The 22457-nt window shown below is 48.1% G+C and carries 23 protein-coding genes and 1 riboswitch; of the genes, 7 read left to right on the top strand and 16 right to left on the bottom strand.

The genetic code is table 11. The annotated features are described in order from the left end of the window. Positions 1–192: 192 nt before the first annotated feature. The 8 genes from QMG91_RS03660 to QMG91_RS03695 form a co-directional block, all read right to left on the bottom strand. On the bottom strand, positions 193–1476 hold the full coding sequence (locus QMG91_RS03660) for a TRAP transporter large permease (protein ID WP_022551445.1): 1284 nt from the start codon (positions 1474–1476) through the stop codon (positions 193–195). After that, positions 1473–2066 carry a TRAP transporter small permease gene (locus QMG91_RS03665; RefSeq protein WP_004400781.1) on the bottom strand — a complete coding sequence of 198 codons (594 nt, stop codon included), beginning with the start codon at positions 2064–2066 and terminating at the stop codon, positions 1473–1475. Before QMG91_RS03665 ends, QMG91_RS03660 begins: the two co-directional genes overlap by 4 nt. 49 nt (positions 2067–2115) lie before the next feature. After that, a complete protein-coding gene (locus QMG91_RS03670) occupies positions 2116–3111 on the bottom strand; it encodes a TRAP transporter substrate-binding protein (protein ID WP_004400782.1) in 996 nt (331 codons plus the stop codon). A gap of 129 nt (positions 3112–3240) precedes the next feature. Then, positions 3241–3975 (bottom strand): FadR/GntR family transcriptional regulator, encoded by a 735-nt coding sequence (locus tag QMG91_RS03675; RefSeq protein ID WP_004400783.1) that lies wholly within the window; start codon positions 3973–3975, stop codon positions 3241–3243. Between the two features lie 21 nt (positions 3976–3996). Beyond that, positions 3997–5574 carry an aldehyde dehydrogenase (NADP(+)) gene (locus QMG91_RS03680; RefSeq protein ID WP_281828965.1) on the bottom strand — a complete coding sequence of 526 codons (1578 nt, stop codon included), beginning with the start codon at positions 5572–5574 and terminating at the stop codon, positions 3997–3999. 11 nt (positions 5575–5585) lie between these two features. Then, on the bottom strand, positions 5586–6572 hold the full coding sequence (gene araD1, locus QMG91_RS03685) for an AraD1 family protein (protein ID WP_281828967.1): 987 nt from the start codon (positions 6570–6572) through the stop codon (positions 5586–5588). An 8-nt stretch (positions 6573–6580) separates the two neighbouring features. Then, positions 6581–7753 carry an L-rhamnonate dehydratase gene (locus tag QMG91_RS03690; RefSeq protein WP_281828969.1) on the bottom strand — a complete coding sequence of 391 codons (1173 nt, stop codon included), beginning with the start codon at positions 7751–7753 and terminating at the stop codon, positions 6581–6583. A gap of 14 nt (positions 7754–7767) precedes the next feature. Next, positions 7768–8790: a 4-hydroxythreonine-4-phosphate dehydrogenase PdxA gene (locus QMG91_RS03695; RefSeq protein WP_281828971.1), complete on the bottom strand. Its 1023-nt coding sequence runs from the start codon at positions 8788–8790 to the stop codon at positions 7768–7770. 324 nt (positions 8791–9114) lie between these two features. Here QMG91_RS03695 and QMG91_RS03700 point away from each other — a divergent pair, with 324 nt between their 5' ends. After that, positions 9115–9525, top strand: a complete 411-nt coding sequence (locus tag QMG91_RS03700; RefSeq protein WP_022601580.1) for a hypothetical protein — start codon at positions 9115–9117, stop codon at positions 9523–9525. Positions 9526–9591: 66 nt separating this feature from the next. Here QMG91_RS03700 and ribB read toward each other — a convergent pair whose 3' ends face one another. The 4 genes from ribB to QMG91_RS03720 form a co-directional block, all read right to left on the bottom strand. Next, positions 9592–10254, bottom strand: coding sequence for a 3,4-dihydroxy-2-butanone-4-phosphate synthase (ribB, locus tag QMG91_RS03705; protein ID WP_022551438.1), 663 nt, complete (start codon positions 10252–10254; stop codon positions 9592–9594). Between the two features lie 146 nt (positions 10255–10400). Next, positions 10401–10552, bottom strand: a riboswitch (FMN riboswitch). Between the two features lie 150 nt (positions 10553–10702). Next, positions 10703–11839 (bottom strand): N-acetylglucosamine-6-phosphate deacetylase, encoded by a 1137-nt coding sequence (gene nagA / locus QMG91_RS03710; protein WP_281828974.1) that lies wholly within the window; start codon positions 11837–11839, stop codon positions 10703–10705. An 8-nt stretch (positions 11840–11847) separates the two neighbouring features. Continuing rightward, the gene (locus QMG91_RS03715) at positions 11848–12717 is read right to left on the bottom strand and encodes an N-acetylmannosamine kinase (protein WP_281828976.1); all 870 of its coding nucleotides are present in this window, start codon (positions 12715–12717) and stop codon (positions 11848–11850) included. Continuing rightward, entirely contained in the window at positions 12714–13394 is a 681-nt protein-coding gene (locus QMG91_RS03720) for a putative N-acetylmannosamine-6-phosphate 2-epimerase (RefSeq protein WP_281828978.1), read from the bottom strand. The genes QMG91_RS03715 and QMG91_RS03720 overlap by 4 nt, the downstream gene beginning before the upstream one ends. A 263-nt stretch (positions 13395–13657) precedes the next feature. On the opposite strand from QMG91_RS03720, the gene QMG91_RS03725 reads away from it, so the two are divergent. The 6 genes from QMG91_RS03725 (at position 13658) to QMG91_RS03750 (ending at position 19187) form a co-directional block, all read left to right on the top strand. Beyond that, entirely contained in the window at positions 13658–14623 is a 966-nt protein-coding gene (locus QMG91_RS03725; protein WP_200766732.1) for a sialic acid TRAP transporter substrate-binding protein SiaP, read from the top strand. Between the two features lie 61 nt (positions 14624–14684). After that, the gene (locus QMG91_RS03730) at positions 14685–15188 is read left to right on the top strand and encodes a TRAP transporter small permease (protein ID WP_281828981.1); all 504 of its coding nucleotides are present in this window, start codon (positions 14685–14687) and stop codon (positions 15186–15188) included. Positions 15189–15197: 9 nt separating this feature from the next. Then, positions 15198–16481, top strand: a complete 1284-nt coding sequence (locus QMG91_RS03735) for a TRAP transporter large permease (RefSeq protein ID WP_281828983.1) — start codon at positions 15198–15200, stop codon at positions 16479–16481. Between the two features lie 15 nt (positions 16482–16496). Further along, a complete protein-coding gene (locus QMG91_RS03740) occupies positions 16497–17399 on the top strand; it encodes a dihydrodipicolinate synthase family protein (RefSeq protein ID WP_281828985.1) in 903 nt (300 codons plus the stop codon). A gap of 10 nt (positions 17400–17409) precedes the next feature. Next, on the top strand, positions 17410–18279 hold the full coding sequence (locus tag QMG91_RS03745; protein ID WP_281828987.1) for an N-acetylneuraminate lyase: 870 nt from the start codon (positions 17410–17412) through the stop codon (positions 18277–18279). Positions 18280–18353: 74 nt separating this feature from the next. Beyond that, positions 18354–19187: a MurR/RpiR family transcriptional regulator gene (locus QMG91_RS03750; RefSeq protein ID WP_281828989.1), complete on the top strand. Its 834-nt coding sequence runs from the start codon at positions 18354–18356 to the stop codon at positions 19185–19187. Position 19188: 1 nt separating this feature from the next. Here the strand turns inward: QMG91_RS03750 and QMG91_RS03755 are convergent, their stop codons facing one another. The 4 genes from QMG91_RS03755 to metN all read right to left on the bottom strand — a co-directional run bounded on the left by QMG91_RS03755 (position 19189) and on the right by metN (position 22337). Next, positions 19189–19608: a DUF1801 domain-containing protein gene (locus QMG91_RS03755; protein WP_281828991.1), complete on the bottom strand. Its 420-nt coding sequence runs from the start codon at positions 19606–19608 to the stop codon at positions 19189–19191. A gap of 154 nt (positions 19609–19762) precedes the next feature. Next, positions 19763–20572 carry a MetQ/NlpA family lipoprotein gene (locus QMG91_RS03760; RefSeq protein WP_281828993.1) on the bottom strand — a complete coding sequence of 270 codons (810 nt, stop codon included), beginning with the start codon at positions 20570–20572 and terminating at the stop codon, positions 19763–19765. Positions 20573–20635: 63 nt separating this feature from the next. Beyond that, positions 20636–21313, bottom strand: coding sequence for a methionine ABC transporter permease (locus QMG91_RS03765; protein ID WP_004400809.1), 678 nt, complete (start codon positions 21311–21313; stop codon positions 20636–20638). After that, positions 21303–22337 carry a methionine ABC transporter ATP-binding protein MetN gene (gene metN, locus QMG91_RS03770; RefSeq protein WP_022590183.1) on the bottom strand — a complete coding sequence of 345 codons (1035 nt, stop codon included), beginning with the start codon at positions 22335–22337 and terminating at the stop codon, positions 21303–21305. The genes QMG91_RS03765 and metN overlap by 11 nt, the downstream gene beginning before the upstream one ends. Positions 22338–22457 lie beyond the last annotated feature (120 nt).

The following is a 22457-nucleotide window of genomic DNA, read 5'->3' on the forward strand; positions in this document are numbered from 1 at the left end:
GACTGAGCAGAATGGTTACAAGTACGGCAAAATTCTTAAAAATGGGAAGTGGGGAGAAAGCACAAATACTCATGGAAGCAATGGACTTAGCTAACCTAAGCGAGCACTTGTGGGTTTGACGGGCAGACAAACGCTGCCTGCACATCAGAGGGTGGAGGGATAGCTCCACCACTTCCCTAAATCATGGATACGTTAGCCGTAAACCCAGTCCACTAGCCCCAGCGTGATAAACGGAACATAAGTCACCAACAAGAGCAGTGCGATCAGTACGCCAATAAATGGCAGGTTCGCCCGCGTTGTTGACCAAATATCCACCTTGGCAATGGAACAGGCAGTGGCAAGCACGCTCGCCACTGGAGGGGTTTGCTGACCAATGGCAAGGTTCAGTGTCACTATCAGCCCGAAATGGATTGGGTTAATGCCAAACTGAAGTACCAGTGGCAACACCATAGGTACCACTAATATGATGGCGGCAGCGCCATGAAGGAACATACCTAATACAAAAAACAGCACATTCAGCAGCATCAGCACCACAATTTTACTCTCAGTAAAGTTGAGGATGGCTTGCGCCATTTGCTGTGGCAGTCTGACTTCGGTCAGGAATAGCCCAAGTAGCGCAGAGGTAGCAACCAGCAACATAACCGCAGCAGTCTGAACGCTGGCACGCACCATACACTTATAAAGGTGTGCCAGAGTCAGTTCTCGATAAATCACAAAACCAATCACAAGAGCTGCAATCACCGCCAAGCCTGCCCCTTCGGTTGCGGTCACAATGCCACCGAAGATACCGCCCAAGATGATAACGGGTAAGAAAAGTGCCCAAATCGCGTCTTTGAACTTCTGCTTCAGGTTCTTCCAGCTAAACGCTTCTTCACGTGGAAGGTTGTAGCGGATGGCAAAGTAATAAGAAAGCGCCATCATCATCGCACCGCCCAGTACGCCCGGTACGACGCCCGCAAGGAACAGTTTTACGATGGACGTGTCAGCAATGGCACCGTACAAAATCATAGAAATTGAGGGTGGAATGATGATCGCAAGGGAAGCTGAGGAAGACGTAATAGCCGCGACAAAGGTCGGTTTATAACCGCGTTTTTTCATGGCTGGCATCAGTACGCTGCCTGTTGCCGCTACATCGGCAACCGCCGAGCCTGAAATCTCAGCAAAGAACATGGACACCCCAATGTTGACCATAGCAAGACCACCACGCACGAATCCGATCATGGCTGAAACCAAATCGATCAGGCGCTTGGAAATGCTCGAGGTATTCATGAGCTCACCCGCCAGAACAAACAGAGGAATGGCGAGTAATGGGAATTTGGTTGCCCCTTCGTACAGAGTAAGAGGCACGTTGAGCATGGCATCGCTACCAGAGGTCAGAACCATCCCGCCAACTGCAACCACACCAATGGAAACAGCAATAGGGACGTTTATCATCACCAGCGCGAGCAAACCACCAAATAACAACAGGTAAATCATGAGTTTGCCTCCATGCTTTTATTCGAATTTGATTTCTGACCAACAGGGTAGAGTTCGTCGGTATCGATGCCGCATTCTTCGGCGTATTCTTCCAGCTCGGCTCTGTCGTGATCGCGCCCTTCTCGCATATCACTCAATGCCTGAGGGATGGATAAAAGTTCCGCCAGAATGAACAGTAGGGAACCAAAAGGAATAACTGATTGAACAAAAGGCACGGGCACCCAAGGCAGGCTGATTAGCGTTTCGCCTTCAAAATACTCCAGCACGATCCAGCCGTAGTAAGCGACCAGAATAAAAAAGCCGATCACTATGACTTCTGAAAGCCAGAATAAGGCGGTTTGAAGAGATCCCTTTAGGCTGTAAAGCAAACCACTGAAACCGAGGTGGCTACGTTTGATTGCTGCCGTTGCGGCACCGTAGTAGGTAACCCAAACCAGCAAGAGGGAAGCGACTTCGTCATACCAAATTAAGGATGACCCCGTTTTGCGCATGATGACGCCGAATACAATGACAAAAGTCATCGACAACACCAGGAATACAGAGATCCCTTCCAACAGCTTTTCCAGCCAGTTTGCCCATTTTGTAATCATGATACTCCTCCTGAGTGAGGGCATTTCTGCCCTCTCCCTTCACTACACGCTAGTTAGCCAATGACAACGCTTTGTCTAACATGTCTTTACCGCCATCCACTTTGCTGGCGAACTGCTCATAAATGGGTTTACTGGCGTCCACAAAGTCCTGATAGCTGGCTTTGTTTACTTGCATACCGCCGGCTTTCAGTTTGTTTAGCAACTCCTGCTCCTGACTGTCAGACAAGTCGTACATCCAAGGTTTGATCGCATTGGCAGAGTCCTTGATGATGGTCTGAACATCGGCTGGCAATTTATCCCAGGTGCGTTTACCTGCCACCAGATACGACGGGCTATACACGTGATTGGTCAAAGACAGGTATTTCTGTACTTCATTAAATTTAGCGGCATAAATGTTGGTCAGAGGGTTTTCCTGCCCATCAATAACGCCAGTTTGAAGCGCAACAAAGACTTCAGAGAAAGACATTGGGGTAGGGTTACCGCCCCAGTTACGGAACATACTGACGCGCCATGTGCTGTTAGGCGTACGAAGCTTGATGCCTTTTAGGTCCTTTGGTGTCGTGATCGGTTTGACATTGTTCGTGATGTGGCGGAAACCGTTCTCCCACATACTCAATACCTTGTAGCCTTTTTTATCGGCTGTCGGTGCAATGCTTGGCCAGAATACTTCGGATTCAATTTTTGCCAGATGAGCACGGTCTTTAACAAGGAAGGGCATGTCGAACAGCGCGAATTGCGGTGTCACTTTTGCCATGATGGAAGAGGGCTGACTAAAGTGAACCGTGCCTAGCTTGAGTTTCTGCATCAGTTCTTTGTCTTTACCCAGCTGCCCGTCACCAAACAGGCTGATGGAATAATCTGAACCTGCCGATTTAAGAGCCGCATTCGCTTCGTTGGCAAACTTCTCTGCCGTTTTGTACTGCAATGACCCCTGTGCAGCGCCAATGGCGAAAATCAGTTCTTTCGCAATGGTGTGTGGGGCGGCAAAAGCCAGTGAAGCTACGGTTGTACTAATTAACATTTTCCGCATAGTTTTGATGTTCATTTCTGCGTTTCTCCGTTAATTTCAATGGTCGTCATTGACCGTCTATAGTCCTTAAAATCATGCTTACCATCTCAAATCAAAAGACTGGTTGGTGAGCACTTGTGGGGTAGTCTTATTAACGCTGATCACTCAGCGAATTTTCCTCATCGCTGAGGCGGTGGTGCAGTAGACACTGTTGAGGTGATCCATCATGGCTTTTTCTGCCAGCTCCGGATTGCCCTCTTCCAGCGCCCTGTATATCTCCCCGTGTTCTCTGAAGCTTTTTTCTATCGCTCCTTCTTGTTCCAGAACACTTCGTCTGAAATTCAACCCGTAGGTGTAAAGCTCGTCGGCGTAACCTGCCAGAATGTCGTTGTCGCTGTAATCTGAAATCAGCTTATGGAAACGCTGATCGGAAATTTGAAAGTGAGCCGGTTTATCAAACAAAGATGCCTGCTGATCCAGTAAATACTTAAGTTCGTCCAAACCCGCTTGATCGATGTGAATAGCCACACCTCGCGCAATGGCAGATTCGACGACCTTGCGGCTCTGATAAACGGCTTCAATGTCGTAGTTGTTAATGGTGAGGTTTGAAAGCTGTGGCAGCAGTTCAATGCAACGCTTGAGCAGTTCATCATTGCGGTTAACGCGGCTTTTAGCACCGTGCGACACGCTGATCAGCCCATAGGCGGCGATCATCCCGATCGCACCTCGAACCGTTTCCCGGCTTACGCCAAACATGGCACACAGTTCCCTTTCGCTGGGTAATGTGTCTCCGTCTCTCAACAAACCAGAGAAAATCATCTCCAACAGTTTGCTGGCAAGAATGTCTTTCTTGGTTTGGTTTTTAAGCTGCTTTTCAAACGCAAATACATTGGCTGCCATGGTATTCCCTCACCTTGATTTTCAGCTCTGCTGATACTTCCCGTTCACCAACTGCATGCCTGAATGCTCGTCCCTGAGCGATTGAGGAAGCAGCGAAGCGGGTGTGTTTTGATAACAGACTGGGCGTAAAAAGCGTTCAATCGCATTGGAGCCTACAGACGTTGTTCTGGAATCAGAAGTGGCCGGAAACGGACCGCCGTGCACCATGGCATGGGATACTTCAACACCAGTTGGGTAGCCATTAAACAGAACCCGACCCACTCTCAGTTCCAGATGATCCAGAACTTGCTGAGTGTCTTGCGTGGTGTCGTTACTGCCTATGTGAATGGTTCCGGTAAGCTGTCCTTCGAGCGAATCAATCACTTCCAGTAGCTGTGCCGAATCTTTGCAGCGTACGACTAAAGAACTGCTGCCGAAAATTTCTTCACGAGCCTGCTTTTCCTGCAGGAACACATCAGCGCTGGTGCTGAACAGATAAGGCGTACATTGGTTGTGATCCCCAGATATTTCGCCTTCACTTACCATGGCAATGTCCGGATTTTCCACCAGTGCGCCAACGCCATTTTGATAGGCAGCGTGAATGCCCGGTGTCAGCATGGTCTGGCTGGTGGCTGAATTGATGATCTCAGCGCACTGATTAACAAACTCATCCAGTTTTGAAGAGTCGACAGCCAATACCAAACCGGGGTTTGTGCAAAACTGACCGGCACCCATTTGAAGAGAGGTGCAGAACCCGGCAGCCAGCGTACCAATGTCGCTGCCAAGCGCACCCGGCATAATCACCACAGGGTTAATACTGCTCATTTCGGCATAGACTGGAATCGGCTCTGGGCGATTTTGAGCGGTAGACATCAGAGCCAGCCCGCCAGCTCTCGAACCGGTAAATCCAACGGCTTTAATATTGGGATGAGCAACCAGCCCCTGACCAACAAGGCTTCCGGAACCAAACAGGAGTGAAAACACGCCTTCTGGCATATCACAGCGCTTAGCTGCAGTGATGATGGCGCTTGCAACCAGCTCCGCAGTACCCGGATGGGCAGAATGTGCTTTAACGATCACCGGGCAGCCTGCTGCGAGGGCAGAAGCGGTGTCACCCCCTGCAACGGAAAAGGCCAATGGGAAGTTACTGGCTCCGAAAACAGCCACCGGGCCAAGAGGCAGATAAGACAAACGCAAATCCGGTCGTGGTAGCGGTGTACGTTCTGGTAAGGCGGTATCAATTTTGGGTAGCTCAGTCAGCCCGTCACGTAAGTTGGAAGCAAACAGGTTGAGTTGCCCAACGGTTCTCCCTCGTTCACCTTCAATGCGCATTTGAGGCAGCCCGGTCTCTTGCATGGCTCTTTCAACGAGCGCATCACCGAGCGCCATGATCTCTTCCCCGATAGCCTGAAGAAAGTCCGCTCTCTGGTTTGAAGAGGTTTTCCGATAGCGCGCAAAAGCCTGATGGGCGAGAGCACAAGCTTCTTCCAATTGTTCTTGATTGGCTCCCGCGTAGGGTGGGTCGAGCACTTCATTGGTGTGCGGATTGATAGCATGAACGACTTTTTGGTCACCCATGATCTTTTTACTACCAATGGTCATTTTTCCTGTGAGTGTCATGGTAAATGCTCCTATAGCGCCTTGACCGTAATGGATTGCTCTGGTGCTTTGGCTAACGTGTTACGCAGCGAACGACCAAACGCTGGAATGGAAATTTCAAACTGATCACCAACCTGAGTCTGCACTTTGTCGGCAAAGCTGAGTGTGGCTGTGCCCATGTAGTGGACGTGCAAATCGCCGGGTCGACGGAACTGCTCGTACTTAAAGTGGTGGTGTTCCAGATTGGCGATGGTGTGCGCCATATTGGCTTCACCGGTTAAAAAGGTTTTGCTCCACAGACGTTCGCCGTTGCGATGAATGGTACTGATGCCTTCGAGGTTTTTCGGAAGATCACCAATCAAAAGTTCTGGTCCGTAGCTGCAAGAGCGGAGTTTGGAATGTGCCAGCCACAAGTAGTTAAAGTGCTCGGTTACATGGTCGGAAAATTCATTACCTATGGCGAAACCAATTCGGTAAGGCTGACCATCGTTGCCTATCACATAGAGTGCAGTCAGTTCAGGCTCTTCTCCGCCATCTTTGGCGAAATCTGGCATGGTGATTGGCTTTTCCGGTGCAACAACGCATTGACCGTCTCCTTTATAAAACCACTCAGGCTGAGCTCCGGTTTCCCCCGCATTGGGTTTTCCGCCTTCCACACCCAGCTGGAACATTTTCATTGAATCGGAAAGCTCTTCATCGCCTGAAAGTTTGGCGTGCATTTCTGCACGAGCGTCCGCACTGCCCAGATGGGTTAGCCCCGTTCCGGTGACCAGCCAGCGGGATGGATCTTCATGAGTGATGGGCGGCAGCAGTGCCTGACTATCAACAAGAGACTGGTAACTCAGTGTTTCGTCACTCAATCTGGCATCGATCACTGCCGCTAAAGGTTTCCCCGACTCAATGGCTTCCATCACCAGTTGGTAAGTGCCACCGGTGGTGTTAATAACCCGCACCTGATCAATAGATTCGACCACAGCGGCTTTCAGGGTGTTTTTCTGAGTGAATTGTATGACTCTCATGACGTGCCTCACTCAATCACATTGAACTGATCCAGATGCTTGTCGCTGATACTCAGCCCAAGCCCTGGTGTGTTTTCGTCTAGGTCGATTGTGCCGTTAACCGGAGTTGGATCGCCTTCGAAGATGTAGTAGAACAGCTCGTTTCCGATTTCCACGTCATGCACAGGGAAGTATTCCGACATAGGAGAGGCAAGCGTCGACATTGTCAGATGGTAGTTGTGCATCTGACCTGCGTGCGGAATTACCGGAACACCAAATGATTCAGCAATGGCATTAATTTTGTGGGCAGCGGTGATGCCGCCGACGCGGTTGGTGTCGTACTGGATAACCGAAACTGCACGCTTTTCTAGCAGTTGACGGAAACCATAGCTGGTGAACTCGTGCTCACCTCCGGAAATAGGAATGCTGGTCAGTTGGTTGAGTTCTGCGTAGCCGTCGATGTCGTCTGCAATAACAGGCTCTTCAAGCCAGCGAGGCTGAAACTGTTCCAGTTTAGGCAGAATTCGTTTGGTGTATTCGAGATTCCAGCCCATGTAACATTCGAGCATCAGGTCAATATCTTCACCGATCACTTCGCGAACAGCGGCTACACTGTCGAGATTCTTTCTGACCCCCTGCGGTCCATCCTTTGGACCATAACCAAATCGCATTTTCATCGCTGAAAATCCCTGGTCCAGATAGGATTGAGCTTCGCGCTGCATCTCATCCAGATCCGTGCGATAAAGCTTAGAAGCGTAGCAAGGGATCGTTTCTTTCGTGCGTCCACCAAGGAGTTTGAACACAGGTTTATTGGTCGCTTTGCCCATCAAATCCCAAAGGGCGATGTCGATGGCAGAAATCGCCGCCATCCCCACACCCTTACGACCCCATGCTAGGGTAGAGCGGTACATGCGTTGCCATAGGTATTCGTAGTCAAAAGGATCCTGACCAATAACCAGCGGCGCCAGATATTGATCGATGATCTGCTTAGCAATACGGGGCGCGAGTGCCACGTTGCCAATGCCTACTAAACCGTCGTCGGTATACACTTCAACAACAGTCCAGCCGTGGAATCGGAAGGTGCCCATGGAGTCGCCTCTGTCCCAAAGCAGATCCATCGCATTGGAACAAAAGTTGTTCTGAGGCTCTACGGTGTGTCCATTCCACTCAAATACACGGGCTTGAACTTGGGTTATCTTCATTGAAACGTCTCCTGTTATTGAGCTTGCTTGCGATAGTTGGTGCCCATGCGGCAGGCAATATTGAATGCTTGAATGGTGGCACTGACATTGGCCTGATTTTTCCCGGCGATGTCGTAAGCGGTGCCATGTGCTGGCGTGGTAATGGGAACGGGTAAGCCTCCCTGAACCGTAACGCCTTTTTCGAAACCCATCAGCTTGATGGCGATTTGACCTTGATCGTGATACATGGTGACGATCGCATCGACTTCTCCATCACGGGCTTTCAGGAAAATGGTGTCAGCAGGGAAGGGACCCAAAATGGGGTAACCCATCTCGTTCAGTTTTTTCACGGCAGGTTCGATGATCTCTATTTCTTCACGACCACAGACTCCGCCGTCTCCACCATGTGGATTGAGCGCCGCAACCGCAACGCGAGGAGCGTCAAAGTCTGCGGATTTGAGCGCCTGATAAATCAGTTTGCTGGCTTCGATGATTCGTTCTTCACTGAGAAGGCTGACCACATTTTTCAGAGGAATATGCGAAGAGATTCGGGATGTCCATAGCGTGCCTAATGTGTTGAACTCACAGAAAAAAGAGTCAACATTCAGCTTGTCGGCAAAGTAATGCAATTCGTCTTCAAATGGCATCCCCGAGCGAATCATTGCCTGCTTGTTTAAAGGAGCGAAGCAAATGGCATCAATGTGATTCGCCACAACAGCATCGAGGCACAAATCCAATACCGTCAGCACCGAGCGCCCTCCAGCAGCATTGGCTACACCCATTTCTACTTCATCTGAATTCACGGAATCGACAGGGACATACAAAATATCGCCACTGCCTGTGTGTTGGCGTGCCGCACTGAGGCTTTCGATTTCTTTTACATCAATGTCGGTGTTGGCGATGCGCTGTCCCTGCTCCCAAAGCCAGTTGTCGCCAATAAGTACGATGTTGGCTTTTGAGGTGACATCAGGTTGGCTGAGCAGTTTGGCAATAAGCTCTGCGCCGATCCCGGAAGGATCGCCAAGAGTGACGGCAACAGTGGGCAAAGTGCTGGGCATAGGATGTCCTTATTCTGTTTGTATGCTTTTTGGTCTACTGGTTCGGAAACAATACCACTAGACCAGTAATTGACAAGAGTAAAATTAACAATAAAGAAACATAATGAATTAAGGATAGAGCGCGTATCGGCTTCTATCTCTTGTAATTAAAGGAGCTTTGTTGAATTTGACTATGTTTAGAAATGGTTAATATTTGTGATCTTGTTCAATTTTTAATCTCGATTTGTTCATAACTAATGCTTATAAACAAAATAAGTTTCTCCGATTAGATCATTCGTTATCGATGGCGCAAGATGATCTCAAACCCAGTTGCCGAGCAAACTTATGAAAAAATCACGTACATTGATTAAATCAGCGTTAATTGGATTAACTCTGATCAGTCTCGCTGGATGCGCTTCTCCTGAATTTGATTCAGATAATGAAAATGCCGCGCGAAATCGAGGTGCCGCAGGTGGTGCATTGCTCGGTGCGACGGCTGGCTTATTGTTAGGTTCTCCAGAACTGGCGGCAAAAGGTGCCATTGCTGGTGGTGTGGCAGGTGGAGTGAGTGGTTCGATGAAAGATTTGGACGATTCACGAAGTGCAGACAGAAATCAGGTAATGGCAGATGGTGTTTCTCAGGACACTCGATCTGACGCTGAAAAGCGAGCGGCGGAGCTGGAAGCTGAGCTGCGTATTCTGGAACTTGAAAAGCAACTTGCTGAACTGAAAGGCGAGAAAACAGAAGAGAGCTGAATGTTCACCAGCCGTTTTACTAATAAAAAAGGAGCCTAAGGCTCCTTTTTCGTTGCTGAGCAACCGCTATGCCGATTTTTCTTCCATCTCGATACGGTAACGAACCATATCTTCAATCGTTAGTACAGGCATGTTGTGGAGTTTCCCAAAAGCTACAATTTCAGGCGTTTTTGCCATGCTGCCATCTGGGTTAGCTACTTCACACAGAATACCGAAAGGGGATAGCCCCGCCATTTCCATCAGGTCTATTGTTCCTTCGGTATGACCTCGGCGCGTCATGATTCCACCTTTGCGTGCGCGAAGCGGAAAAACGTGTCCCGGTCGCGCCAGATCGCTGGCTTTGGCATTGAAGCGAGATGCAGTTTTAATGGTGGTAACTCGGTCAGCAGCGGAAACGCCAGTGGTCACACCTTCTCTGGCTTCAATAGACACGGTGAAAGCCGTTTGGTTTTTGCTGTCGTTATTCTCCACCATGGGTGGTAACTCTAGCTGATTTGCGTGCTCATCACTCAGACACAGGCAAACAATACCGCTGCATTCGCGAATCATAAGCGCCATTTGTTCATTGGTAAGGTGGTCAACAGAATAGATAAGATCGCCTTCGTTCTCTCGATCTTCATCATCCAGCAGCAAAACGCCGCGACCTTGTTGCAGTGCCTGAAGTGCTTTTTCAACACGTTCGAAAGGTGTGCCAAATTCTTCTAGTAAGGAAGTTTGGTTCTGATTCATGGTAGTGACTCCGTAAAAATTTACCAGAATCAGGGCATACGTGAAGGGGGCTTGCGGATCATGGGTAGCGAAAAGCTTCCTGGTGACCAAATGCAAACCAAAGTAAAACCCACAGCATATCGCAAAGCGAATTTCTGCTGTGTTTTTATCATCCTCTCCCATCCGGACTATTACCGTCGGCTCTGGCTTCTCACCAGATCTGCTGACCTTAAAACGTTATGGTTTTAAGCGCTCGCGGGCTCACCAAAAAAACTGGCATACCGCCGGTGGGGAATTGCACCCCGCCCTGAGAATAATGTTGTTTCACGTTCATGTAGAACGCGGAAGAGATGATATCGTTTTTTTATTTAGAAGGTAATCACTAAGTGATGAAATGGCGTAATTTCGAATACAAAAGGCGCGAAAAATACAATTTTTGCGCCTGATTGGATTCTAGAAAAAGAAACCATTAGGAATAAAGTTGCCCATCTACAACCACTGCCTGGCTGTTATGGTTCCCATCCAAAATGGTCATGGCAGCCAGAAACCCTCTTTTGAGGTAGCCCAGCTTATCCTGATGCATTGCTTTTGCCGGGTAGGTGGATGCCATTTTTAAGGCTTCCTCTTCCGGAATGCCCCATTCAATGAGTTTAGCCACCGACTGGTCCATGCCAATATGTGCGCCAGCAAGGCTACCCTGAGCATTGACCAGCTTGCCGTTGACCACTTGTACGGTCTCATTGTTCAGGGTAAACGTATCGCTTTGGCTGCCAACGGTCGCCATTGCATCCGTAACGACAAACAGCTTGCCAGCAGGTTTACTGCGGTGTGCCAAAAGTGTGCTTTCTTTCGATACATGAATGCCGTCAGTGATGATGGAACACCATGTATTGTCGCTGAGAAGAGCAGTGCCTACGACTCCCGGTTCTCTACCTTCTAGTGGGGACATGGCGTTATATAAATGAGTAAACCCATCTATGTGGCGAATTTTTTCGGCACTGAGCTGTGCCTGACTGGCGTTGCTGTGTCCGCATGAAACGATGATATTTTTCTCTGACAACCAGCCTAGAACTTCTACGGGGATCATTTCCGGTGCGAGCGTAACCAGCGTTGAACCGGAGGTCAGCCACGGCAATTTTTCGAGCTCGGAGATGGATGGGGTGTAAAAATGTTTTGAATCATGTGCCCCTTTTTTATCAGGGTTGAGCCAGGGACCTTCTAAGTGTACGCCCAGTACACCTGTGATTCTGTCGTTTATTGCCGATTGCGTCGCGGCTAGGGCACGCTCTATTTTCTCTTTAGTATCACTAATTAAAGTTGGAAGCAGGTACGCCGTGCCGTGTTTTCGGTGCGCACGACAAATGGTCTGAATTCCTTCCAGATCGGTGTCCTGATTAAACATGACACCGCCTCCGCCATTCACTTGAATATCAATGAAACCCGGGGTGATAGTGCATTGGTTATATTCATGAATTGTCGCTGTGTCGGGGATGTCATTTTGTGCAACGATACTTACGATTTCGTTATCTTGCCAAAGAATGGCGGAGTGTTGGTGAAACTGTTCACCGTCAAAGATTCGCTTCGCTGAAATGGCTTGTAGAGACATAGATTTCCTTACTCGATAAATTGAAAGGCAGCACCCAGTAAGCAGGCGTCGTAGTCGCCTTGAGCACTAAAAAGAGGAATGTGAAATGGAGGAGGTGACTTCTGAATGTAATGGCGAACAGTTTCCAGATAGCCATTTGCCAGCCCGATGCCCCCGCCAATGACGATGGCGTCTAGATCCAGACTGGCTTTTAAGTTTTGACACAGGGTCGCGATGGCTTTTGCGCTGTTGTTTATGATTTCCTGAGCCTGTGGGTTTTCAGATGCAAGTTCGAAGAGTTTGATGTTGCTTATTTCATTGCCAATTTTCTCTTTGACCTGATGCTGAATAGCATTGCCTGACGCTATCGCTTCCACACAGCCATTTTGACCGCAGCCGCAAGGATGACCGTCAATGTTGACCACCGTATGCCCGATGTGCCCGGCAAAATTGGTGGCGCCTTTATGAAGCTTTCCATCCAGAATCAGACCGCCTCCGACACCCGTTGAAATGGTGATGTAAGCAATATTAGAAAGCGGTTGGTCCAGCTGAAGGTATTCATACCAAGCCGCAGCTTGAGCATCGTTGAGCATAGAGGTGGGCTTGTTAGTTAATGCTTCCATTGCCTGACGTAACGGAAATGGGGTCGGAAAAGCCAGAGTATCAGGGTTTGTTGATGTGACACCTGCATGGCTTACCCAACCTGTGGTGGAAATGCCAATTTTTTCTGCTTTCGGTAGCCACTCCTGACAATGCTGGATGATGTGATGGACAAATTGATCAGCAGATTGAGCATCAGGTGTTGGGATTTGCTTACGCTCCGTAAGAGTTTGAGTGGAAAGATCAACCAGTCCGATGGCAATTTTTGTTCCTCCAATATCAATAGCCAGTATTTTCATCTTTGCACTCCTGCTGCTTGAGTTGCGGAAATAAACCAGTCTGTCATCACCTCTAAACGAGTTAACGCAGATCCTACCGTTACGGCGACCGCACCACATTCAATCGCTTTTGCTGCCAGTTCAGGGGTGTGATAACGACCTTCTGCCATCGTAAAGAATCCAGCCTCGGAAAACTGTCTGACGAGTTGCAAATCTGGCTCACTGGGTACTTCGCCTTCCGTATAACCTGACAAAGTGGAACCTATGATGTCGACCTTGTGGTTGTGTGCCCAAAGCCCGTCATCAAAGCAGGAGCAGTCGGCCATGGCGATGCATCCCGCTTTATGAATTGAGTCGATAAGCGCCTCTCTACTTTCGGGGCGGGGTCGGGGCGTGCAATCAAAAGCAATGATTGCAGCTCCGGCTTTTGCCAGAGATTCAACGTCCGATACAAATGGCGTAATGCGTACGGAGCTGTCGGCTAAGTCTCTTTTCACTATGCCTATTATCGGAATGTCTACCGCGGATGAAACGGCTGCAACGTTCTCTATCCCTTCTATTCTAAGCGCCTTTGCCCCCGCCTGCTGCGCAGCCATTGCCATTGCGACAATGATGCTGGTTTTTTCCATTGGGCTGCCAATGACTGGTTGAATTGATACCACCGTCTGACCTTGCAGTAACGCTCTTATTTGATTCATTTTTTTCGTGTTTTTCACAATTGCCCCGAATTAAAGGTTGCTGCGGAACCCGCCTGTTCACTTCCGATAATCATCAAGTCTGTTTAGAAAGTGGCAGTTTTGATGGTTTTTTGCCCGCGCTCACATTTTGTTAAATACCGCTTTGAAAATAATCTTCATTGTCATAATAATTCTTGGTGAATATTTTTTTCAATAAAAAAAGAGATTTTTTTCAAAATGTCGTAAGTATGAAAATCTGACGGCAAAAACAAAAGGGAATAGCGATGAAAGCCATCAATAAATTGACGTTGGCAGTATTGGCAATGGGATGTGCCATGTCTGTTCAAGCTGCCACTACTTTGAAAATGGGTATGCAGGCTTCGGTTGGGTCTGTTGAATACACTTCTGCAAAGCTTCTGGCTGATACCGTTGAGGAGCTGAGTAAAGGGGAATTAAAAATCACCCTGTACCCAAGCGCTCAGTTAGGGGATGACCGCGCCATGCTTCAGCAGTTGTCACTGGGTGATCTGGACATCACTTATGCGGAGTTTGGACGCATGGGGCTTTGGATCCCTCGTGCAGAGGCGGTAACACTTCCGTATGTCGCCAAAGACTACGAACATTTACGCCGTATGTTTGACTCTGAATTTGGTCAGGGTGTGCGCCAGGAAATGTTATCCAAGTTTAACTGGCGTGCACTGGATACCTGGTATAACGGAACCCGACAAACCACATCTAACCGTGCGCTCAAGTCGATAAGTGATTTTAAAGGGTTGAAGCTGCGGGTTCCAAATGCGAAACCTAATCTAAATTACGCCAAACTTTCAGGCGCATCTCCAACGCCGATGGCATTTTCTGAAGTCTATCTGGCACTGCAAACCAACGCGGTAGACGGGCAGGAAAACCCATTGCCAACCATCAAGACGATGAAGTTTTACGAGGTTCAGAGCAATCTTGCGCTAACCAACCATATCGTGAACGACCAGATGGTCATCATTTCAGAAAACACCTGGAAGAAACTGTCTTCAGAACAGAAAGAGATGGTCAATCAGGCAGTCGCAAAAGCGGGTAAAGCGCATACCGCCTCCGTGAAAAAACAAGAAGCGGAACTGGTGTCATTCTTTGAATCGAAAGGCGTTAACGTCACGTACCCAGAACTGTCTCCATTCCGTGACGCGATGCAACCTCTGTACGCTGAATTCGAAGAGAAAATTGGACAGCCTATCGTTAAGCAACTCGCTGCGATGTAAGTGCTCGGTCAGATAGATATTCCGGCTGGCAAAGTGTTACCTGCCAGCCATGGAGCCCTAAATGCTACGTAAAATTACGAGAAATATAGAGGAAATCATCACGGTGCCGCTGATGCTTGTTTTGCTGGTTGTACTGAGCTGGCAAATCGGCACCCGCTGGCTGTTAGATGATCCTTCCCTGTGGAGCGAAGAACTGGCGCGAGTTCTGTTTATGTACATGGCGCTGATAGGGTGTGCGATTGCAATCAAAAACAGCAGCCACGTCAATATCACGTTCTTTTCAGACAAATTACCCCTGAAAGCCCGGCTAATACTGGTGCTCTCTCTGGAGTTAGCGGTACTCGTTTCCATCTTTGCCATTATCTACCTTGGTTATCAGCACGTTCAGCGTACCGCTTTCTTTGAACTGATAACGTTAGAAATTTCAAGCAAATGGATGAATTACAGCTTGCCTCTTGGAGGTGTATTTATGGTTGTTCGTCAACTGCAGAAGATGTTGAAGGTTTTCGCAGAATACCGCCAGGCAAGTTATGCCCAGCATGAAACAGGTATTGAAGGTAGATAAGGAAATAGCATGGCAAGTTCAATTTTCGGCTGGTTAGCTCTGTTATTTGTAGGGATGCCTGTCGGTTTTTCACTCATTTTTGTCGCTCTGGCTTTTCTGGTTTTAACCAGTAGCCCGGGTATTAACTTCGCTGCTCAGCAGATGCTTGGTGGCATCAACAACTTTACGCTTCTTGCGGTGCCTTTTTTTGTTCTGACGGGTCACTTGATGAACAGCGCGGGTATCACCGAACGGATTTTCAATTTTGCTAAAGCCATGGTGGGTCATGTAACTGGCAGCCTCGGGCACGTAAATATTATGGCAAGTTTACTGTTTTCCGGGATGTCGGGTTCTGCGCTTGCCGATGCTGGTGGGCTGGGGCAGTTGGAAATCAAATCGATGCGCGATGCCAAGTATGACGATGACTTTGCGGGAGGATTAACCGCCGCATCATGCATTATTGGTCCTTTGGTTCCGCCTTCGATTCCGTTGGTGATTTACGGCGTTGTCTCAAACACTTCAATTGGTGCCTTGTTTCTGGCAGGAGCCATTCCCGGTCTTCTTTGCTGCATTGCGCTGATGGTCATGAGCTATTTCATCTGCAAGAAACGAGGATACATGACGCTTCCTAAAGCCTCACGTAGGGCTCAACTTACCTCATTTAAAGAAGCATTTTTGTCTCTGCTGACTCCGGTGATCATTATTGGTGGGATTTTCTCTGGCAAATTTACACCAACGGAAGCTGCGGTCGTTTCTTCTTTGTACGCGCTGTTTTTGGGTACTGTGGTTTACAAGCAGCTCACAATTCGTGGTTTTATTGATGTGCTTAAAGATACTGTCAACACAACCGCAGTGGTGGCGTTGATGGTTATGGGGGTAACGGTGTTCGGTTGGATCGTAGCAAGAGAACAACTTCCCCAAATGCTTGCTGAGTACTTTCTGACAATCAGTGATAACCCTCTGGTGCTGTTACTGCTGATTAACTTGCTGCTCCTTTTCCTCGGGACCTTCATTGAGTCACTGGCACTTTTGCTATTGCTTGTTCCGTTTCTGGTCCCTGTAGCGAGCGCGGTAGGAATAGACCCCGTTCACTTTGGTGTCATGGCCATTCTGAACCTGATGATAGGTATTCTGACGCCACCAATGGGGATGGCTCTCTACGTGGTTTCAAGAGTGGGAGATATTCCGTTCCACACCTTAACCCGAGGTGTGATCCCCCTGTTGGTGCCATTATTCATCGTATTGATGTTGGTGGCGGTATTTCCTCAATTCACACTATTTTTGCCAGAACTGATCCTCAACTACGGGCAATAAACAGGACGATTTATAATGAAAAAATTAACAGGGTTGATTGCTGCGCCTCACACACCTTTTGATCAGAATAACGAGGTGAACTTTGACGTTATTGACCAAATTGCTGAACTCCTGATCTTGCAGGGTGTTTCTGGCATTTACATATGTGGTACGACAGGCGAGGGGATTCATTGCTCCGTTGATGAACGTAAGCGCATTGCCGAAAGATGGGTAAAAGCCAGCCGTAACCGATTAGACATTATTGTCCACACCGGAGCGCTCAGTATTGTTGATACGCTGGAACTTACCCGTCATGCGGAAACGTTAGATGTCCTTGCGACCTCTGCGATTGGTCCCTGCTTCTTTAAGCCCGGCAGTGTAGAAGAACTTGTCGATTACTGTGCTCAGGTGGCGAGTGCAGCACCATCAAAAGGCTTTTATTACTACCACTCCGGCATGTCCGGTGTTGATGTCGATCTGGAGCAGTTTCTTATACAGGGCAACGAGCGAATCCCCAATCTTTCTGGAGCAAAGTTCAATCATTCCGATCTTTATGAATACCAGCGTTGTGTTCGGGTTGCAGGCGGCAAATTTGATGTGCCTTTTGGTGTCGACGAGTTTTTGCCAGCAGGGTTGGCAGTCGGTGCCGTTGGGGCGGTGGGCAGTACTTATAACTACGCAGCGCCTTTGTATCTGGAGATCATCAGTGCATTTCAGCAAGGTGATCACCAGAAAGTGGCTAATTTGATGGATTCGGTGATTGCCATTATCCGTGTGCTGGCGGAATACGGTGGAGTAGCCGCAGGGAAAGTAGCTATGCAGCTACACGGTATTGATGTGGGGAACCCGAGAACACCGATCAGAACGTTATCTGAAGGGCAGAAACGAGACGTGCTGGCGAAGCTGCGTGATGCTGGCTTTGTCAGAACAAGTTTGTAAGGAGGGAATAATGGAAGGCATATTTGTTCCTTTGATGACGCCATTCAGTGCCGATGGAGAGTTGGAATACAGCAAACTTGACGCAATGATCGAGTATCACATCTCTCAAGGTGTTCACGGTTTTTATATGGGTGGCAGTTCTTCTGAGTGTTTTATGATGAGCATTTCGGAGCGCCAGAAGGTATTGAAATACGTCAGCCAGGTAGTAAAAAAACGTGTACCGGTTGTTGCGCATGTAGGGGCAATTGCGTTAACCGATGTTCGTTTATTGATAGATACTGCATTGGACGAAAACTACGATGTTATTTCTGCGATACCGCCGTTTTACTATGGGTTCACCAAGCAAGAGGTGACGTATTATTACCAGTCCATTCTGGATTACACCGATCTGCCTCTGCTGCTTTACAACATTCCGGGAACGACAGGGGTTACCTTTACCTATGAGACCTTGCTGAACCTACTGATGATGGACAACATCATTGGAATCAAGCACACAACACCGGACATGTTCTTCATTGAGAGGTTACGACATCTGCAGCAAGACAGCCTGATATTTCATGGTGAAGATTCAATGCTGGTTAACGGCCTGCAAATGGGGGCGAGTGGTGGTATTGGCACCACCTACAACTTAATGCCTGCGCAGTATGTGAAACTCTTCGAAGCCATGAAGCAAGGCGACGTTGATAAAGCGATGGCTCTGCAACATCAGGTTAATCGTGTAACTGAAGTTCTGCTAGAGGTTGGGTTATATCAAAGCATCAAATTTGCGATGGGTGAAATGGGTATCGATTATGGCCACTGCAGAGAGCCTTTCTTACCCCTGTCGAAGGAAGATAAAGGACGGGTTATGGCGTGCTTGGAACGTTACGGTTATCTCTAGGGTAAACAGACCTGTATTTGATATGGTGAGTCTGATACCTTTGTCCAAATCTTCACTAAAGAAAAGAGAGTGTTGTGAGCTTACACAATAATTTACTGGTTCGACTCAGAGCGAACACTACGCCCTTAAGTAAGAAACTGCGTTTAGTAGCGGATTATGTGTTGGATAATGCTCATGACGTCCAATTCCAGACAATTACGGAGTTGGCGCGTAACTCTCAGACCAGTGAAGCTACCGTGGTCCGGTTGTGCCGCGATATGGGTTATAAGGGCTATTCAGATTTCCGTATGGCACTGGCTGTCGATCTGAGTCAAAACCCTCGGGAAAAGCAGGTAGAGATGGAAGGGGACATTTGCCATGTGTCCGCCCAAAGAGCGGTAGCTAGTTTGCAGGATACCGCTCAGATTATAGACCGCAAAGCACTTGAAAGGGTGTGTGAACTGGTTCATAAATCCAGCTACATCAGCTGTGTAGGAGTTGGGGCATCTAGCATTGTGGGGCGTTACCTGACTTTTCGACTATTGCGGATCGGAAAGAAAGTAAACATGTATGAAGACACCCATCTTGCGGCTATGAACGCCGTGCGCAGTACTGAAGGCGACCTTTGGTTTGCCGTCTCCAGTTCCGGGTCGACTAAGGAAGTGGTTCATGCAGTCAGGCAAACCCATGAGCGCAATGTCCCTGTTGTTTCTATTACGAATATCACTCACAGCGCACTGTCTTCAATATCAACGGAATCACTGATTGCTGCCAGACCAGAAGGTCCGTTAACGGGGGGAGCGTTTGCCTCTAAAGTTGGGGCATTGCTATTGGTCGATGTCCTCGTGAATATGCTTCTTGAGCAGTACCCTGAATACAAAGAATCAGTGGTTGAAACTGCTGAGGTTGTTATGCCGTTGATGCTATAGGTCAGCGGCAATCGTATTTTTCTTCCATATCTCTGACGGCTTTTACCAATAAGCTTTCCAGAGCCTCCATGTTGATTTTGCTCAGGTTAGTCAGGTAAAGGCATGACTTGGCGGTTTTGACCTTGCCGATGGCGGCTAGGTCGTCGGCATAATCACTGAATCCCTGCATGATGTAAACCGTCAGATTTTTCTTTCGAGGTGAGAAGCCAGTGATCATCCACGAGTAGGTGCCTTTGGTATTGGTGTACTTGTAACTACCAAACCCGACGATGGAATCTCCCCACATCACGGCTTTTCTTTCTGTGACTCTCTCAAACATTGCCAATAATTCGAATGCGTCCTCACGGCGTTTATCGTGTTTTACTGCATTCAAAAATTTGGTCACGCTTTTTCGGTTTGGACGGGTTTTTATCTCAGACATGGCAGCACCTTAGAAAGGCAAGAGGATAGAGATAAGATAAGATAAGTTTAAGGCATTCAAACATCAAGGTACTCAAATTGAAAGGTGCCATAACGCAAGAAAGGCTAACCGAAGTTAGCCTTTCTTTAGGGGATGTGAATCTGTGTGGCAGTGATTACCAGCCTTTCACAACACCACCTTTAAAGATGTCCATCGCTGCGTTGTACACTTCGTCAGTCTGGTAAGCTTTTACGAAGTTCTGTACGTTTTCAGCTGCTAGGTTTTCTTCACGAGCAACAATCAGGTTAACGTATGGAGATTCTTTGTCTTCTACGAATACACCGTCTTTCTCAGGCGTCAGGTCGATGCTGCTTGCGTAAGTTGTGTTGATGATTGAAAGTGCAACGTCATCCAGAGAACGAGGAAGCTGTGCAGCATCCAGTTCAACGATGGTGATGTTTTTCGGGTTTGCCACGATGTCACGTACAGTTGCCAGTAGACCAACACCTTCACGCAGAGTCAGAAGACCTTGTTGCTCAAGAAGGAGCAGAGAACGACCTAGGTTTGTTGGATCGTTTGGTACTGCGATACGCGCGCCATCCTGAATTTCGTCAACCGATTTTACCTGCTTAGAGTAACCTGCGATTGGGTAAACAAAGGTGTTACCAGCGATAGTCAGTTTGTAGCCACGATCGGTCACTTGCTGATCAAGGTATGGCTTGTGCTGGAATGCATTGATGTCGATAGACTTGTCGTCTAGCGCTGCGTTAGGCGTTACGTAATCGGTGAACGTTACTAGCTCAACATCCAGGTTGTATTTCTCTTTCGCAACTTTAGCTGCTACTTCTGCAACCTGTGCTTCAGCGCCCGCCATTACACCTACTTTGATTTTGCTGGTGTCTGCTTCTTTTTCGCCACAGCCCGTTAGTACAAGTGCTGAAGTCGCTGCCGCGATAGCCAATAGGCCTTTAAGGTTAAATTTCATCTTATTCTCCTTAATTCTAAATCCAAAAATTCGTTCTTATTAGCAGGTAACCTGAGAGTCAAATTACCTGTGGTCAACACGACGTACTAAGGCATCGCCGATTGACTGAATGATTTGTACCAGCACGATAAGCATCACTACAGTCACTGCCATGATGACCACATCGTAACGGTGGAACCCGTAACGAATCGCCACATCGCCAAGACCGCCGCCGCCCACGGTGCCAGCCATTGCTGAATAGCTCACTAGTGTTACCAAAGTGATGGTTACTGAGTTCACAATGGTTGGTAGTGCTTCAGGAAGCAGTACCTTTGTAATAATTTGAGTCGGTGTTGCGCCCATAGACTGAGCTGCTTCAACAAGACCAGTTGGCACTTCAAGCAAAGCGCCTTCAATCAGGCGTGCTACAAATGGAATCGCACCAATGGTCAGTGGAACGATTGCCGCCGTTGTACCGATAAAGGTTCCGACCAGAAGCTTGGTTACTGGGATGATGGCAACCATCAAGACCAGGAAAGGCACCGAGCGACCGATATTGACAATCGCACCCAGCACATTGTTCAGTGCCACGTTTTCAAGTAAGCCGCCTTTCTTAGTGGTGTGAAGAATCACGCCCAAAGGAATACCAACTGCAAAACCAACGATGCCAGCTACCGCAACCATGTAGACGGTTTCCCAAGTAGCACTCAGAAGAAGATCGCCGTTGAGGCTTAACCACTCCGTTACAGACTTAAAGGACATAACCAAGTACCTCAACTTTTACCTTGTGATCGCGGATGAATTGCAGGGAGGCTTTCTCGCCTTCTTCATCACCAAACAGCTCTGCCACCATCATTCCGAATTTCACGCCACCTGCGTAGTCCAGATCCGAGCTAAGAATGCTGACGTCAATGCCGTAGTTACGTGCAATTTGCGTCATCAGCGGAGCATCCACACTGGCACCAGTGAACTCTAGACGCACAAGCGGGTAACTGCCTTCTACACGGGTAGGGTGCAAACGTGCCTGATAGTCTTCAGGAATGGAAAGATCCAAAGTAGAGCGAATAAATTCGTGCGCCAGTTCCGTTTTCGGATGGGCAAAAATTTCACCAACCGTGCCTTTCTCAACCAGCTTGCCACCGCCAATGATGGCGACTTCATGACAGATGCTTTTCACTACATCCATTTCATGAGTAATAAGCAGCATTGTGATGTTCAGCTTGCGGTTAATTTCTTTAAGCAGTTCAAGAATCGACTGAGTGGTTGCTGGATCCAGTGCACTGGTTGCTTCGTCACACAACAATACTTTCGGATCGGACGCCAAGGCTCGGGCAATGGCGACACGTTGCTTCTGACCACCACTCAGGTTGGCTGGGTAGGTTTCTCGTTTTTCTGCCAAGCCTACCAGCGCAAGTAATTCCGTGACTTTTGATTCGATGTGAGCTTTGTCTGCACCAGCCAGTTCCAGAGGGAGTGCGACATTTTCGAACACTGTACGGGAAGATAGCAGGTTAAAGTGCTGAAAGATCATCCCGATGTTGCGGCGCGCTTTGCTGAGCTCTGACTTTGACAGCTTAGTCAAATCAACACCGTCAACAATGACCTCGCCAGAGGTAGGTGCTTCAAGCATATTAACGCAACGAATCAGTGTGCTTTTCCCTGCACCGGATGAGCCAATAACACCAAATATGGCGCCTTGGGGAACAGATAGGTTGATATCTATTAAAGCGTTGATTTCCTTATCGCCTTGATAGAAGACCTTATTTACTTGATTAATTTCAATCATCTAAACAACCGTGCAGAGCTCGCTCAGAATAAAGTGAGCTTACAGAATAATATTTTGAACTTTGTCTCAATTTTCAGTCGATGCTATGGCTTTATGATTTTTAAGTCAATAGATATTTTT

The organism is Vibrio nigripulchritudo, assembly GCF_027924785.1.
In the GTDB taxonomy this organism is placed as follows: Bacteria; Pseudomonadota; Gammaproteobacteria; order Enterobacterales; family Vibrionaceae; genus Vibrio; species Vibrio nigripulchritudo.